Genomic DNA, 16,524 nt, shown 5'->3' with positions numbered 1-16,524 from the left:
TTATACACTTTGGAAAACATGAACTGCACAACTTGCACCAGTTGCACCAAAGTTATGCGTTAAGCCAATCTTTGCATCTTTAACAGTTCTTTCACCTGCTCTTCCAGTTAGTTGATCAAATACTTCGACTACTTGTCCAACACCTGTTGCTCCAATTGGATGTCCTTTTGATTTAAGACCACCTGATGGATTAATTGAAATATCAGAATTTAATTTTGTTCTACCTTCACGAACAGCTTGAATTCCTTGTCCTTTATCAAAGAATCCTAGATCTTCAGTGTCAACTACTTCTGCAATTGTAAAACAATCATGTACTTCTGCAAAGTCAACATCTTTTGCAGTGATTCCTGCCATTTTGTATGCTGCTTCTGCTGCAATCTTTGTACTAGGAATTGTTGTCATGTGTTCACGTCCTTGTAATGCTGCAGGTGAACCACCACGACCAGAACCAATTACTTCAATGTAATCACCACCATGTTCTTTTGCAAACTTTTCAGAACAAAGAATAACAGAGCTTGCACCATCAGAGAATGGACAGCAGTCATAAAGTTTGAGAGGACTAGCAACTACTGCAGACTTCATTACATCTTCAATTGTAATTTTCTTTTGCATGTGAGCTTTAGGATTTAGAAAACCATTATCATGGTTCTTTACTGCAACTGCTGCAAAGTCTTCTTCAGTTGCATCAAATTCTGTCAAGTAAGCTCGTGCCATAGATGCAAACAAACCTGGAAACGATGCACCAGCTTGACCTTCATAGAAAAAATCTGAACAGTATGCAAAGTAAGTTGTAGTCCATTCGGTTCCTGTATGAGTTACTTTTTCAACTCCAGTAACTAAAAGACAATCATAGAATCCTGCTGCAACGTTGGCATATGCTTCTCTAAATGATACAGAACCACTTCCACATGCAGACTCTATTGTTAATGATGGTTTATCGGGAATTCCTAATCTACTCATTAAGACAGGTCCAAGATGTACCTGTTTGTCAGCAACTCCAAATACGTTTGAGATGTATGATGCTTTGACATCTTTTGGAGAAATTCCTGCGCTTTCGATGGCTGAAACTGATGCTTGAGTAGTGATATCAGCAATACTTTCATTTAGTTTTCCATATTTGGTGCTACCTGCACCAAGAACGCAAACCTTTTCCACAAATGTCGCTGACCTGAATCCCTATAAAAATTGTTTTAGTAAAACCATCAGAGAAAATGCCACCAAAAAAATCCAGTCTTCAAACTATACAGATCAAAAAGAGTACAGTTAGGCATACTGTAAAAAAGTCAAAGTCAAAAACAAGTGTCTTCAAAAAAGAGATCATTCAATATTTGGACATTAATGGATATCTTTCATGGTCCTCAAAAGATAAAAAATACATGATACTTGGAACAAATTCCCCAAAAAATGGACTGGTTCCATGTCCTCAATGTAAATTAGGAGAATTGATGGTAATTAGATCTAGAACAACACGAAAGCGATTCATGGGTTGTTCTAACTTTTATGGTGGTTGCAAAGCATCATCCCCATTATTACAAAAGGCTAGACTTAGGGCAACAAAGAAACCATGTGAAGTATGTATGTGGCCAATGGTGATTTTCAGATATTCAAGAAATCAGAAATGGACAAAACAATGCTCAAATTTTAGTTGTGAGAGCAGAAAGCCCAAAACTAAATAGAATAGACACTTGCTCTTCTGTTTTTCAGTAAAGGCAAGACTTTGCGTGTTTGCTTTACGTTGTTAAGATCAATTTTGGCATAGCCAATTCCTTGTTTCTTTTTCATATCAAGTAAGATCTTGCCATATGGATCAACTACAAGACTTCTTCCACAGTAAATATTTCCAACTTGATCTGGTGCAATTACATAGCAACCATTCTCTATTGCACGTGTTTTGTTAATTGTTATCCAATGCTCTTCTTTCATATTGCCTTGTACCCATGCAGAAGGTGCAATTAATACTTCAGCGCCAGATAATGCAAGTGATCTTGACATCTCTGGAAATCTAAGATCATAACAAATCATCATTCCAGCTTTTCCAAGTGAAGTCTGTACTGGTTTTGCAATCTTTGAGCCTGATGTCATTTTGTCTGATTCTCTAAATCCGAGTGCATCATAAAGATGAATTTTTCTATATGTCGAGATTACTTTGCCAGACTTGTCAATTACAAATGAAGTGTCATACACACGATCTTTTTTCTTGCTCTTCTCATAAAATGATCCTACAACTTGAATTTTATTCTCTTTGGCCGCCTTTGCAATTGTTGAGACAAAATTACCACTAATTGTTTCAGCTAGGCTTGCAAGCTGTTTTGATGTTTGAGTGGAATTTGTGTAAAACATCATAAATTCTGGAAATGCACATAATGTAGCATTCTTTGAGGCTGCTTTTTGAATATACGAGATTATTTTTTTGAGATTGTTTTCTTTGTTAGTTGATGCCTTGAATTGCACAACTGCTACATTCATGAAAGATATTAAGTAATTGAGAATAAAAGGATAAACCATTGGTACAACCACTAAATGTACCATTTTCTTATTATGCAAATTCATTGAAATAATTTTAAACTGACCAGTGTGTATGTCAACCCTGACTGGGGGAAATTCCAGTCAATTAATTTTCATTTTGAAAAAAAATTGTCTAAAGTATAAAGTAGACATGGAACTTAAGACCAGCAACGATTAGTTGATTGGTGAGAGTTCCAATTAAGTAAGATTTTGTAATTTAGTATTTAGATCATACTGATGATTCCTACTATTCTCTTTTATACAAAAATTACAAAACAATTAGTGGTATTACTTTAGTGAGTCATCTGCTAGTTTACCATCGTCCAGGGATTGGGCACTTTAGCCCAATCTTCTTAATTAAAATAATAAAAAACTAGATGTAGGTTTTCTAATCTACAATTGTTTTCCAGCTAAGAACCAGTTTTCTTTTGGATTGTCTTCAAAAACAACAATAACGTGACTCTCTTTTGTATTTAGAATCTTAACTGCTGATTCTGTGATTGCTTTTGCGTACTCATCTTTTTGTTCCTGTGTTCTTCCAGGATACATCGATACTGTAATCAATGGCATAAGAAAATCAAACAGGCTCAGTGATTTATTCTTTCAATAATCTGGTCTGTATCCGTATCTTGTACCGTATGTATATTCAGAACTGTGTGTTTTTTTGTATAGATATCCAGTTGCAAATCCAATTGCAAATCCTCCAATGTGTGCCATATATGCTACACCTCCTCCTGCAACACCAAAGCCACCAATGAAAAATGGCAATAGGTTTTGGAAGACTAACCAAAATGGCAAAAACCATTTTGCCTGAATATGCATCATTCTCCAGAAAAAGCCCAACATAAGAAAAGTGGTAATTCGGACTCTAGGAAATATTGCCAAGTATGCTCCAAGTACTCCAGATATTGCCCCTGATGCACCTACTGCAGGTATAGAACTTGTTGGATCAATTACAATATGAGCTAACCCTGCACCAGCTCCCCATGCAAGATAAATTAACAGAAATTTTGCTTTACCAAACTTTAGTTCAATGTTATCACCAAATATCCACAAAAACAACATGTTACCACCCAAATGCATCAGACCACCATGCATGAACATTGAACTAAGTAATGAAAAATACGGAGTGTCAGGACATGAGATTCCAGGTTGAATCATAGATGAAAAGCCAGTAATACAACTGGGAACTGCGCCCCATTCAAAAAACATTAACGCAGCTTGTGAATTAGAAAACTCCCAGAATTGCCCAGTAAAAGCAATTTCATACAAAAATATTGCAACATTAATTATGATTAAACCAATAGTTACTTTTGGTTTGAATCCTGGTGGATGGGGATTTTCATCTCTTAATGGAAGCATTGCTCATCTTGACTGATTAAAATTTCTATAATAAGATTATTTTAAAAAATAGATGAGAAACATGATATTCTATATTTCTCACCTAACTATGGCGATATACTGAATTAATTAAAAAACAAATTATAAGAAAATAGGTACATTCGTAGGATGTATTAAAAATAAAAAGAAAAAATGGATTTAAAATCCTATAGTTCTGAGCATTTATCAGAGTTTGTATCAATGACTCCACGAATAAATTCGTCAGAACCACTTAGATGTACATTTACATCTGTATCTCTGTTACAAAGTGCATCAATTTGACTTGTCAAGGTTTTGGTGTTATGTCCATGGCCATGATGATCATGAGTCATATCAGTATCATCCCAGATTCCAGAGAACGTATGACCTACAATTTTTAGATCATTATCATCTATTGGGCCTACAATGTTTAGAAGATGTTCTCCAGTATGAATTCCTCCAGGAGCAGCATGGATATGGAGTTTAGTCACATAATATTCCAATCCTTTTCCTGAATTCTTGTCTTTACCATTACCATCTTCCCCTACAGAACCAACATCTACTTTATTCAATACAATTTTGTATTGTAGTTCTGTGGCGTCATCATTAAACCAAAACATTGCTTTTCCTTTTGTATCATTAGTTCCCTCTGCAGTTAAATTAGCTATTAAATCTGGTTGACCGTTACCAGATGGTTTTGCTAAAGCGTCAGGTACTGCAGTTATTGCAATTACTGTAATTGCAAAAATTGCTACAATAGACAGTCCTAAAACTGAGTTGTTTTGTTTCATAAAAGAAATTCAGAGATATTTTATTAAATAGATCTGGGTTGTTCGTCGAATGTACCAATCATATTACAATAATATTTCTTTTAACAAGATTTTCAATCATATTTAGAAATTCATCATCTGAAATTTTTTCTTCATACCACCAACTAACAGGGATCTTCATCCATTGTGGGATTGTCCATTTAGACTCTGAAACAATCTCCTGTTGAGGAACAAAGATTATTTGTTTTTCAAACAAAAAATCAATTCCTTCTAAGAATTCTGAATCAGAGATTTGATCAGTTGTCCACCATTGAGCATTAGTTTTGATAAATTGTGGAATTTTAGATAAATTTGGAGGTAATCCCTTCTCAAATCCGGTAATTTTTAAAATTCCTTGAGATTGAGGTTTAACATTAAAGGCCACATGCCACTGACCCATCTCATCTACACTTTGGATAAACTCGACTGGTTCATCATTAATTGTAACATCAAATTTTTCTTGGCCTGAGATTGGTGGAAACTCAAAATTTGCATAAGTATCAAGAGGGTAACTATTGTATCCACGCATGGTAAGTATGGTACCATCATCACTGAATTTGGCGGCTGAATACCAAGCTCCTGAATCATATCTGAAATCAAAGTCTCCATCGTTTTTCTTTACAGATATTGGGATTACCGTAGTATCAACTGGTGCAAAACATGAATAGAAACGAACCGGTTCAGAAACGGAGGGATCAGGATATATCGTAAAGTTTAGAATTTCGCCTGGTTCAATTTTTTTAATAGGTTCAATGTTTTGAGCTACATCTAAGATAAAAGTTTCATAACCATGTACGATTGCAAATATTTTAGGATTATACACTGTTTGAGTTCCTGTGTTTTCTATTCTACCAGTAACATGACCATCATCATGTGTTATTAGAGATTTATCATAAATAATTTGAATTGGAATTGAATTTTTTTCAGTTTTCACATACTTTAATTCTGCGTTTAACAAAGTAGGTTCTTCAGCTTGAATTTCAGGAAATTTTAATTTGAATGGAATATCAGTCATTGCTGGAATTGGTACATGATGTAGAGTTTGTGAAACTTTTTTTCCATCATCAATAACAGATATTGTAAGGATTGGAATTACCGCAAAGTCATTTTGATTTTTAACATTTCCAACTACGGTATATACGCCATGAGCATCAAAATATCCTAAATATTCTTGTAATGGAACATAGACATCTGCAGATGCCTGAGGAATTAGAGAGACTAAAAAGAAAAATCCAAGTAAAATAATTTTTGTATGGATACTTTTAGAAGGAATTAATGATATCTTCAAATCCAGATGTTGGCTTTTCAAGTAATCCCGGTCTATAATCTTCAACTAATTTATCTATTACATCTATTGCTTTAATATGATATCTCTTTTTTAGGTCTACAGGTTTTATCTCAACTAATTCATCATCAACTAGTTGTGAAAGATATAGTGAAACGGTAGAAGGAGATTTTTTGACTTCTTTTACTATTTGACTAAATTTTAATCCATCTTCTTTGACTATAGCAAATAAAATATCTCTTGGAGTTTGTTTTCTTAATGCCTTGATAACTAGAGATTCATCTTCGGTAATATAAGGCGGATAGAATCTAGTTTGTCGTGGACCACGTACAACCTTTATGATACCATTTTTTTCTAGTTTCCCCAAGTAATGACTTAGTACACCATTTTTTAATCCTGATGAACGCATAATTTCACGGAACTGGATTCCAGGATTGGTATCTATGATTTGTTGAATTTGTGAATCTCTATCAGTCATTTCTAAACACTCCTAAAGCCAATAATCCCAAAGTAATAAAAGTCAACAAGTGTCCAACCTCTGGAAATGACATTCCACCAAGATCGTAAATATTTGGCCATGTTGCATCAACTAGCAAAACAACTTCAGCTACAATAAAGTTGGAAAATGCTATAGCACTAAGCAAAAGACGTTTTGTTTTTAATCTAAAATATGCGATTATAGCTAACACTGAAATAAAAACTGCAAGTGTGATTCCACCAACATGCAAGAAAATATGCGCCAAATGATAACCATGTAAAAGATGTGGAATGATAATTGGCAAAGCAAGAATAGCTACTACTCCTGTAACTACAACTGAAAATAATGTTGATTTTCTTTCAACAATTCTTTCGGGTCTAAACAATGTATAGAAAATTGGTCTAATTATTGATTTAAACCGACTGGTTCAATTCTCGAACTGTATACGATCAAACACGAATAATTCCATTTTGAATTAGAAATTGTAGTCCCTGAACAAATGTTTCGTTATCAATTTGACCATCAGCCCACCAGCCTGCATTATTTCTAATCCATGATGGAATTGTCTGTGATTCAGCATTCTCTTTTTGAGTTTCAGGTATTACAATAATTTTATTTTTAATCAAGTATTCAATTCCTTGAATAAAGGTAGTATCATCAATTTGTTCATCAGACCACCATAATGCATTATTTCTAATCCAATCAGGAATTGTAATTTCATTACTTGTATTTGTGATTCTATCAATTACTATTGGGATGGATGCTCTTGCACGATCATTTCCATCTAAATTTTTAAAATTAAGATAGACAATACCTGAGATATCGTTTGGGATTATAATATCAACAACATTATGTTCATCTTTAGAATCAGTGCTAATACCGTTATGTTCAAAGATTACTTTGTTATTGTGAGTAATTGATAATTCATATTTTGTAGATATAGGCTTGTTTTTTAAGAAAATATCTGTAATATCAAAAATTATTTTAGCATTAGAATTTGATTTTAGATTTTCTGGCTCCCAAGAAACAAGAATTCTAAATTGACCATTATCAGTAACTGAGCTTAAATGGGTTTTTTGTTGGTCTGGTGTTATTACAAAATTCATAACCCCATCTACGGTATTATTTTCAAAAACATGCATCAGTTCTTTTTGATAAATTATAAAATGAACGATCCTCCCATCAGAGAAAAAATCATCAATGTTGACAATGTCTGGAGATAATTGTATTCCATTAACATACATTGTAAACCCAGACACTAACAAGTCACCAAATTTTTTTGGAATTACTAATTCTTGATGAACAACTGATGTTTGATTAATGTTTGATATGCTCCAATCAAATGGCATGGAATATTTGATCTCTTTTTTATTAGGATTATAGTCAAAATCAGAAATCTCATCATAGTATGTAATTACATTGATATTTTGTTCTCCAAAGTTAGGATCAACAAAAACATGTCTAGTTGTTTGTGCAACAGAGATTCCCGCATTGAATTCAAGTGGTTTTCCTAATTTCTTTGAATATCCTTCAGCAGTTAGTATCTTAATATCAAATTTGTATAAACCACCCTCACTAAGTTTTGGCCCCTTTACATGAACCATTCGGCTTTCAAGACCTATCAATGATCCAAAAAAATTAACACCATTGTCTTCTTCAATTTTAATAGAATCAGTATCTTCTGAAACGAAATTAAAAACTATGAATCCATTATCAGCTTTAAATTCACGTTCAAAAAGAAATTTTTCTCCACGCTCTGATTTTATTAAAAATGTAACATCTTTTAGTGTAATTTTAGATTCAAAATCAATTAATGAAATTGAGATTTGCTGAGCATCATTTGTATTAGGATCACTTTTTGAGGAAGAGACTTCCAATGTAACTTGTTTTCCATTAAGTTCTACTGGAGGAAATGTTTCACTTCCAACACCATGCCCATAAGAATAATCAAGCATAAACATTGATGAAAAAATCAGAACTATGATTAGTAGGTAAAAGTTCAATCTATGTCCACTTTGTTGGATCTTTTTTTCGAACTTCTTTTCCATCAATAGTTATTCTATCTTTTTCTTCAAATACAGTGTGCCATTTGCCATTACTTGGAAAGATTTTGTTCATTTCCTCAACTTTATCATTTGTAGGTGCTTTGTTCATTAATGCACCCCATCGCATGTTAGGAATTTTTGGCATGATATCATTGATGTCTTTCATGATTTTTCTTATCTGAATTTATTTAAAAATCTATGACTGTATCTTCATTATTCCTTCTTTGATCAAGTATTGTATTCCTTGAACAAAGGATGAATCATCAATAGAGCCGTCTGCCCACCAGCCTGCATTATTTTTAATCCATGATGGGATTTCATTTGAAGCTAAACCTGTACCTTGGGTAGTTGGTGGAATCCTCATTATTCCTTCTTTGATCAAGTATTGTATTCCTTGAACAAAGGATGAATCATCAATAGAGCCGTCTGCCCACCAGCCTGCATTATTTTTAATCCATGATGGAATTTGTTCTTTTTGGGATGTCATAGGACTACCAGGTCCAACTTCAATTATTGCTGAACCAATGCCTGCATATTTTGGATTATAATCTAAACCTGTTCCATAAACCCAAACATCAATTCTAATTTGACCCTCTGATGGAACAAAAATTCTTTGAATATCTAGTCCTTCAATTGAAACAATTCCTGGACTCACTGTATCAGTACCAACATTTCTAGTAATTTCATTATCATTAGAATCTAAAACAGCATACCCATATCTTACATCTTTGATTAGTCCTCCGTTTTCATTAAAGAAGGTAAATTCAAATGGAATTTCTTGATTGGCACCATATTTGCCATCCCATGAGATATTTACTGTAGTTGGAACTTTCTCAAAGGTTTTTGAATCAACTAGATAGAATTCAGTAGAACTTTTAGAAGTTTCATCTAATGGAACTAACTTTAATTCCATTATTCCACTGTTGTGATTTTCAGGACCTAGAGAATCATTAATTTTTTGTAATTCCTTTTTTGTCACTAGGAAATGAACTACATTTGTATCATCATAAGAATATGGATCATTTAGTAAAGCTCGTTGATCAATTTCAATTCCATTTACATATCCTTTGAATTGTTTTCCTTCTGCATATGGTGTAAACGATTTTGGAACTCTTACTTCTTCATGTACTACTTGAACTAAATCAACATAACTTGGTGTCCAATCAAAAGGCATATCAAAATTTATAGAGTTATCTGTTTTATCAAATTCAAAGTTTTTAACTTCATCATAGTATGTTTTTACAATAACTGGAATTTCTTCGGCATTTGCAGTTTTAATTACAAAATCTTGTTCTTGGGCAATACTAACAAATGTATCATAACTAAGTAAATTTGCAAGAACTACTTTTGGACTGGTTGCAGCCTCAATATCTATTCTAATATTATATAGTCCGCCTTTATCAAAAATTGGACCTGTAATTGTTGGGCGTGCACAAGTATCTAAATTATTATCATTGCATGCTTCTCCTTGCACATACAATGCACCAGGTGCACTGACATGTTCAGATCCACCATAAATGGTACATTTCCATAGTTCATCTTTTGTGCAATCAGATTTGGGACGAATATCAACATCTAAACGTCCATCCATATCATAAAATAGATTACGTGCAAGTAATTCTCCACTTCTCCAAACTTCAATTCTATAAGTTACTTTTTCTAAAGTAGTATCTGTTAATGTATCAAAGAATCTGATTTTCATATTAACATCATCAACATCTCCAATTGTAATATCTGCTGGAGTCAAATCAGTACGAACTGTGACTTTCATATCTCCAAAACTCAATGGTGGAGCTTGATCTCCCCCTAGTCCATGTGCAAATGCGTCAGGAATAATCGCAGGAATTGTAAAAATACCAACTAAAGCAATTAGTAGGAAAAACTTGTTGTACAACAAATAAAGTGTGTAAAATCCATATTTAAAGCTGGCATAGCATTTCTAAGCATGATAATTTTTTTTGTGAGTATATAGAGTAGAATTTTTATTGTTGATTAGGAGAATTAATTCATGAAAATTCTTCTTGCATTATTGTTAATTCCACTATTAATTATTCCAGCTTTTGCAGAGACTCAAACTTTACCAACTGAGAAAGGAACACTTGATGTTAAATTAACATATGAACCAATAGAGCTAAATACTCAAACAAAAATAAATATTGATTTTATCAATCCTCAAACACAAAAAATTCAAGAGCATATTGATTATTCCATTTCAGTTGACAAAGATGGGGAAAATGTATTTGGTCCGATTCCACTAACACATACTTCAGTAGGTTCTGTAAAAATTCCAATTGAATTTAATTTAGGTGAAGGGGTATATTCAATGAATTTTAACATTGAAGGAATATTATTCCAACCAATTCCACCTGAAACAGTATCATTTGATATTGCTGTAGGTGAAGCACATGCTCAACCAACTCCACCAAATAATGAAGAAAACGGTGGTTGTTTAATTGCAACAGCTACGTTTGGATCTGAATTATCTCCACAGGTTCAACAATTAAGAGAACTCAGAGACAACACAGTTCTCAAAACAAATTCAGGGACAGTATTTATGACAGGATTCAATCAACTGTATTATTCATTTTCACCAAGTGTAGCAGACTTTGAGAGAGAACATCCATTTTTCAAAGAAATTATGAAAATAACACTAACTCCAATGCTTTCATCATTATCTCTACTAAATTATGCAGAGATTGATTCAGAGCAAGAAATGCTTGGATATGGAATCTCTATAGTTTTACTAAATATCGGAATGTATATTGGAATTCCGTTATTTGGAATTCTAAAGTTGTACCAGTTTAGAAAGAACTAATTCTAATTCTGGAATTTCCAGTGAGGTTTTTATGTATCCGAAGGGGTAGTCTGTTTAATGAAGACAAAAGCATTTAGCTCAATCTTCGTACTATTTGCTATTGCAGCAGGGATGGTCACAATGACACCAGCTGCTTTTGCAGATCATTCAGAAGTCACAATTACACCAGCAGCAGGTTCTGGAGCTCCAGGATGTGAAGATACTGCAGATGGATGTTACATTCCAAGCACTGCAACAGTCGATGTTGGTGGCAAAGTGATTATGTCAAATACAGACACTGCAGCACATACATTCACAGCAGGTACTGCAGAGGATGGTCCAAGTGGAGAGTTTGATACAGGATTGTTAATGGCAGCAAATTCATTTGAATATACTCCAGAGACAGTAGGTGAAATTCCTTATTTCTGTATGGTTCATCCTTGGATGAAAGGTTTGATCATAGTACAAGAAGTAGGAGCTGAAGAAGACGATCATGGTGACGATGATATGATGCACATGGAAGGTGCAGCATCAGCAACAGGAATGCTATCAGATGGCACTAAAGTTTCAGTATGGGCTTCTGCACCAATGAAAGGCGAAATGATGGAAATCAATGTCGAATTTGAAGGTTCAGAACATGTTAACCACGACATTATGGTTAAACAAAACGGTAAAGAAGTTCTAAATGATAAAGGTGCACATCATCATGATGGAAAAGGCATGCACAAAACAGCAGCATTAGCTTCTTCTGATCCAGTAAACATCACTATTACCTTCCAAGGTTATGGTGTTAATGATCCTAAGACAGGACCAATTGGTGAAGTAGTAGTATTCTCAAATGTAGTTCCAGAATTTGGAACAATTGCAATGATGATACTAGCTGTAGCAATTATAAGCATAGTCGCAGTTACTGCAAAATCTAGAGTCGTTCCAAGATTTTAGGAATTCCTCTTTTCTATTTTCTTTTTACTAGAGCAATTATTGCTAAGATAATAGCTGCTGCTGCAATTGATAAACCAAATATTGCAAAGTCGTATGCTGCACCACCATCTGATGTTACAATCATCTCACCAGACTTTAGTTGTGTAACATCTTTTTGGATTCCAGATATTGCATTTTTTAGTGCAGTAATATCGCCAGAGCCTTCACTGCTTTGAGGTGGAAAATTCAAAACAGATGTGCTTTCTACGTCTTCGATTGGAATTTCTACATTAATTGGAATGCCATCAATTTCTCCTTGCAAATCCATAAAATATGTTCCAGTTTTAGTTGGAATTATTGGTGAAAAATAATATCCAGGTCTTGGATCACCACTAACATCAATTAATTTAGTAACACCACCAAAAACAACTGTAGCTTCTAAATTCTTAAAAGCACTAGTTACTCCTTTTCGTGTTCCTTCAGTATCTCCGGCTTCAGTTATTTTAAAGACAACATCATTTCTAATTCCCACAATTGGAGGCTCTAGTCCCCATCCAACTTCAATATGATATTTGTCAATCTCTACAGTAGTATGTGCAAACGAGGGTAGAATCATTCCAATTGAGAATAATAATGCGATGAATCCGAAAAGTGCTATCTTCACTATAATCATATAAAATTTACACATTATTATCTTTACGTGAATTGGTACAAATGTCGAATATATGAAAACTGTTTAAATTATCAATGATGTTCAAAAGATCAAATGATAAAATTTCTTTTTGTTTTACTAATATTTTTATCAGTTTCAATTCCATTTGCAGCAGCACATCCTTTTACATTAGAAACAATTCCTAGTCTAGAATCAAATGCACCAACAGGAAACACAGAGGTTATTGTATACTTTTCAGAGCCAGTTGAAATAAATTTTAGCACACTCAAAGTAATCGACAGTAACGGAAATCAAATAGATAACAAGGATACAAAATATTATCAGGGAGAAGATTCACTGATCGTAACTACTCCACCATTAGAAGATGGAGTTTACACTGTATCAAGCAAAGTACTATCAAAAGTTGATGGTCATTTGGTTCCAAATGCATTTTTGTTTGCAGTAGGAAATGTAATAATTGATCCTGAACTATTGGGAAAAGAAGTACCATCAGACTTGATATTTTTTCCAGAAGCTGGTGCAAGATATCCAGGTCTTGTAGGACAAACCATTGTTTTGGGTGCAGTGATTGCCTCGTTACTAATTTGGGGAACACAAAACAAGCAGTTGATTAAAGAAGAAATTGACAAGATAGAGTCATTTCATCACGGAAAATTTATGTCAATTACAGGAATAGGCTTGATTCTTGTTTTTATTTCAGATATTTTGATGATTGCAGTTCAGACCATTAGAATAGAATCATCACCTCTAGATGCAATTCAAACTACTTTTGGAAATACTTGGTTAATCAGAATGATACTTACAATAATTTTACTTGGAATATGGTTTGCCTTAGATAGGAAAAAAATATTATCAAAAAGAAATCAAATTCCAATGCTAGTAGCTACATTAGCACTAATTGGTACTTCAAGCTTAATTGGACATGGTGCTGCAAGTGGAGAAAATGCTGCACTTGTTTTAGATTATTTACATAATTTAGTTTCAGGAATATGGATTGGCGGAATATTCTATTTTGTTTTCATATTATTGCCAACAATTTCTCAATTAAAAGAAAAGAACAGAGACAAAATGAGTTTAGTACTAATTCCAAGATTTTCAATTGCATTTATCATTGCTGTAGGAGTGGTAATTATCACAGGTCCTACATTGTTATGGTTTTTGGAAAGTGATGTTGGAGTAATTACTGAATCAGTTTATGGTCAATTGATAATTCTAAAGATTGTAATTGCATCAATTATGGTAGGACTAGGAGGATTCTTTCAATTTAGAGTACAAAAAACTGCAGAGAAAAACTACAAGTCAGGAAAGATATCAGTTCACAAAAAGCTAAAGAGATCACTCAAAGTTGATGCAGCTTTAGGAATAATTCTTCTAGGTGTTGTAGCTTTACTGACTAATGGAACTCTTCCTGCAGGAGAAATTCAAAAAGTAGATGCACAAGAGAGTTTCTTTGGTTTTAAAACAATAGAATACAGCGAGAATGCTAAATTTGATATTGAGATTTTACCATTTGCAAGTGGCCAAAATTCAATTCTTGTCAAAGTAAGTGATTTTGAAAATAAACCACTTTATGATTATGATCAACTTAAAGTAAAAATTTCTAATCCTTCAAAAAATATCTCTCCTATCGAAGTTCCAATGGAGGTAATCAAAGAAGATGAAAACAAGCCAGTAGAGTATCAAGGGGAATTAACTTTTGGATTCTCTGGCGATTGGGAGATGGAAATTGAAGCTCAAAGAATGGAAAGTGCAAATGAGGGTAAAATTATCAATTTGGTAGTAAAACCAAGACTAGAAAATCTTCAAACTCAAATTATAGAATATCAACTTCCTGAAGACGCAAAACCCCTTTTCCCATTATATGATGAAAAAAATTCAATCTGGATAAGTGATCCTTCTGCGCCTAGATTATGGGAATTCTCACTTGATTCAAATGAATTCTCCTCATATTCATTTGACGGGTTAACTACAACTTTTCTAACACAAGATCATAGTGGAAAAATTTGGTTTACGGATACCCCAAGAAATCAAATTGGGTTTATTGATCCAGAGACTAAGCAGATAACTACAAAAACCATACCAAAACTTGATCCAGTAATTTCAGATAATACTCCAATATTCTTACTTGCAGATTATGATGGAAATATTTGGATTACCATAATCAACAAAGATAGAATTCTAAAATACATTCCAGATCTTGATAAATTCGAAGAGATAGTTCTTCCTGACAAACAATCATTGCCTTTTGCCTTAGCAATTGATGAAGAAGGAAAAATTTGGTTTAGCACCACGGGTGCAGGAAAGATTGGATTTATTGAGCCTGATACTAACAAGATTACCCAATTCACAAATGATGAACCACTTCAGGCTCCAGAATTCTTAATTTTTGATAAAAATGGTGATTTATGGATTGCAGAGCACACAGGTTTAGCCATTACTAAATTCAATCCAGTCTTAGAAACATTTGAGAGAGTCACAGTTCCAGATAAAGATGCATTACCATTTGGAATGACATTTGACAAGTATGGAAATATTTGGTTTGCTCAACATACAGTTGATAAAATTGGAGTGTTTGATCCAGACAATACAAATCTAGTAGAGATTCCAGTTCCAAGTGAGACATCTTTTGTTCAGTTTATGGCATCAGATGGAAACAACAATGTGTGGTTTGTTGAACAACAATCAAACAAGCTTGCTACAGTAAAGACTACAGAAATCCCAGTTAGTACTGTACAAATTTCTACAAGTAATAGTTTTGAATTAAAGTATACAGAGATTGCATCTCCATTAATTGCATTAGGAATTATTGCAACATCATTGTTTTTTGTAAAGAGCATTCAGGATAAAAGAAGATTAAATTTATTGATTAATTCTTAGATAATAATCCTGAAGATTTTATTCCCATAGTACCTGCAAGTAAACCAATTGCCAGCAAAACAATAGTTCCTGCAGGAGTTATATCAAATATGTAAGATAGTAGAATTCCTACAACTACAGAAAAGACAGAAAAGCTCATCGAAATTATTGCAGTTTGTTTGAATCCCTTGCCATACATAATTGCAGTTACATTGGGTATTACAAACAAAGCTGAAATTAGTAAAACACCTACAAGCTGTATTGATGTAACTACAGTTATTCCTGCCATAAACACAATCAGATAATTTATTTTCTCAACAGGAATTCCACTAACTTTGGCCTGCTCTTCATTAAATGTGGAATAAAGGAGCTGACGATACAGTAATAAAATTACTATTAGAATTACTCCAGTTAGTGCTAAAATTAGTACAGTGTCATCTACGCTTACAAGAAGAATACTGCCAAAGAGAAAACTAAAGATATCAATAGTAAAGCCGCCTGATAATCCAATAATCACTAATCCTACTGCAATACCTGATGACAAAAGAACTGCAATTGAGGCATCACCTGATATGTTGTATCTGTCTTTGATTTTTGTAATTATCAATGCACTTGCAATTGAAACACCATAAGCAGTCCATAAAGGATAAACACCTGCTAGTAATCCTAATGCAATTCCACCAAAGGATGAATGTGCAATTGCATCACCAAATAGAGAGTATCGTCTTAAAACCAAAAACAAACCAACAACTGAACAAAGAATAGCAATTGCTATGCCTGAGATTAATGCTCTATGCAT

At 33.5% G+C, this 16,524-nt stretch carries 17 protein-coding genes; 4 read left to right on the top strand and 13 right to left on the bottom strand.

The genetic code is table 11. The features are described 5' to 3' along the window. Positions 1-1,155, bottom strand: a complete 1,155-nt coding sequence (locus K5790_RS09310; RefSeq protein ID WP_297594440.1) for a thiolase domain-containing protein — start codon at positions 1,153-1,155, stop codon at positions 1-3. 56 nt (positions 1,156-1,211) lie between these two features. Between K5790_RS09310 and K5790_RS09305 the strand changes: the two genes are divergently transcribed. After that, the gene (locus K5790_RS09305) at positions 1,212-1,676 is read left to right on the top strand and encodes a DNA topoisomerase (protein ID WP_297594439.1); all 465 of its coding nucleotides are present in this window, start codon (positions 1,212-1,214) and stop codon (positions 1,674-1,676) included. Here the strand turns inward: K5790_RS09305 and K5790_RS09300 are convergent. The 10 genes from K5790_RS09300 to K5790_RS09255 all read right to left on the bottom strand — a co-directional run bounded on the left by K5790_RS09300 (position 1,669) and on the right by K5790_RS09255 (position 10,375). Beyond that, the gene (locus K5790_RS09300; protein ID WP_297594438.1) at positions 1,669-2,466 is read right to left on the bottom strand and encodes a carbon-nitrogen hydrolase family protein; all 798 of its coding nucleotides are present in this window, start codon (positions 2,464-2,466) and stop codon (positions 1,669-1,671) included. The two genes, K5790_RS09305 and K5790_RS09300, sit on opposite strands and share 8 nt — an antisense overlap. A 432-nt stretch (positions 2,467-2,898) precedes the next feature. Next, entirely contained in the window at positions 2,899-3,075 is a 177-nt protein-coding gene (locus tag K5790_RS09295; protein WP_297594436.1) for a 4-oxalocrotonate tautomerase family protein, read from the bottom strand. A gap of 33 nt (positions 3,076-3,108) precedes the next feature. Next, complete coding sequence (locus K5790_RS09290; protein ID WP_297594435.1) at positions 3,109-3,867, bottom strand: rhomboid family intramembrane serine protease; 759 nt, start codon at positions 3,865-3,867, stop codon at positions 3,109-3,111. A gap of 185 nt (positions 3,868-4,052) precedes the next feature. Then, positions 4,053-4,655 (bottom strand): CHRD domain-containing protein, encoded by a 603-nt coding sequence (locus K5790_RS09285; RefSeq protein WP_297594434.1) that lies wholly within the window; start codon positions 4,653-4,655, stop codon positions 4,053-4,055. A gap of 58 nt (positions 4,656-4,713) precedes the next feature. Then, positions 4,714-5,967, bottom strand: coding sequence for a peptidase (locus K5790_RS09280; RefSeq protein ID WP_297594547.1), 1,254 nt, complete (start codon positions 5,965-5,967; stop codon positions 4,714-4,716). After that, entirely contained in the window at positions 5,936-6,436 is a 501-nt protein-coding gene (locus tag K5790_RS09275) for a winged helix-turn-helix transcriptional regulator (protein WP_297594433.1), read from the bottom strand. Before K5790_RS09275 ends, K5790_RS09280 begins: the two co-directional genes overlap by 32 nt. Continuing rightward, positions 6,429-6,821, bottom strand: coding sequence for a hypothetical protein (locus K5790_RS09270; protein ID WP_297594432.1), 393 nt, complete (start codon positions 6,819-6,821; stop codon positions 6,429-6,431). The genes K5790_RS09275 and K5790_RS09270 overlap by 8 nt, the downstream gene beginning before the upstream one ends. A gap of 64 nt (positions 6,822-6,885) precedes the next feature. Continuing rightward, positions 6,886-8,484: a peptidase gene (locus K5790_RS09265; protein ID WP_297594431.1), complete on the bottom strand. Its 1,599-nt coding sequence runs from the start codon at positions 8,482-8,484 to the stop codon at positions 6,886-6,888. Beyond that, entirely contained in the window at positions 8,441-8,647 is a 207-nt protein-coding gene (locus tag K5790_RS09260; RefSeq protein ID WP_297594429.1) for a hypothetical protein, read from the bottom strand. The genes K5790_RS09265 and K5790_RS09260 overlap by 44 nt, the downstream gene beginning before the upstream one ends. Positions 8,648-8,677: 30 nt before the next feature. Further along, positions 8,678-10,375: a peptidase gene (locus tag K5790_RS09255; RefSeq protein ID WP_297594427.1), complete on the bottom strand. Its 1,698-nt coding sequence runs from the start codon at positions 10,373-10,375 to the stop codon at positions 8,678-8,680. A gap of 114 nt (positions 10,376-10,489) precedes the next feature. Between K5790_RS09255 and K5790_RS09250 the strand changes: the two genes are divergently transcribed. Together K5790_RS09250 and K5790_RS09245 are read left to right on the top strand one after the other, a co-directional pair. Then, positions 10,490-11,296: a CFI-box-CTERM domain-containing protein gene (locus K5790_RS09250; protein WP_297594425.1), complete on the top strand. Its 807-nt coding sequence runs from the start codon at positions 10,490-10,492 to the stop codon at positions 11,294-11,296. Positions 11,297-11,353: 57 nt separating this feature from the next. Next, entirely contained in the window at positions 11,354-12,217 is an 864-nt protein-coding gene (locus K5790_RS09245; protein WP_297594423.1) for a PEFG-CTERM sorting domain-containing protein, read from the top strand. Between the two features lie 13 nt (positions 12,218-12,230). On the opposite strand, the gene K5790_RS09240 is transcribed toward K5790_RS09245, so the two are convergent. After that, the gene (locus K5790_RS09240; RefSeq protein ID WP_297594421.1) at positions 12,231-12,869 is read right to left on the bottom strand and encodes a hypothetical protein; all 639 of its coding nucleotides are present in this window, start codon (positions 12,867-12,869) and stop codon (positions 12,231-12,233) included. Between the two features lie 93 nt (positions 12,870-12,962). Between K5790_RS09240 and K5790_RS09235 the strand changes: the two genes are divergently transcribed. Continuing rightward, entirely contained in the window at positions 12,963-15,746 is a 2,784-nt protein-coding gene (locus tag K5790_RS09235; RefSeq protein WP_297594420.1) for a CopD family protein, read from the top strand. On the opposite strand, the gene K5790_RS09230 is transcribed toward K5790_RS09235, so the two are convergent. After that, positions 15,736-16,524, bottom strand: coding sequence for a metal ABC transporter permease (locus tag K5790_RS09230; protein ID WP_297594546.1), 789 nt, complete (start codon positions 16,522-16,524; stop codon positions 15,736-15,738). The two genes, K5790_RS09235 and K5790_RS09230, sit on opposite strands and share 11 nt — an antisense overlap.

It is taken from the genome of Nitrosopumilus sp. (assembly GCF_025698945.1).
In the GTDB taxonomy this organism is placed as follows: domain Archaea; phylum Thermoproteota; class Nitrososphaeria; order Nitrososphaerales; family Nitrosopumilaceae; genus Nitrosopumilus.
The sequence above is the reverse complement of the archived record's forward strand: the minus strand, read 5'-3'. Positions and strand labels throughout refer to the sequence as shown.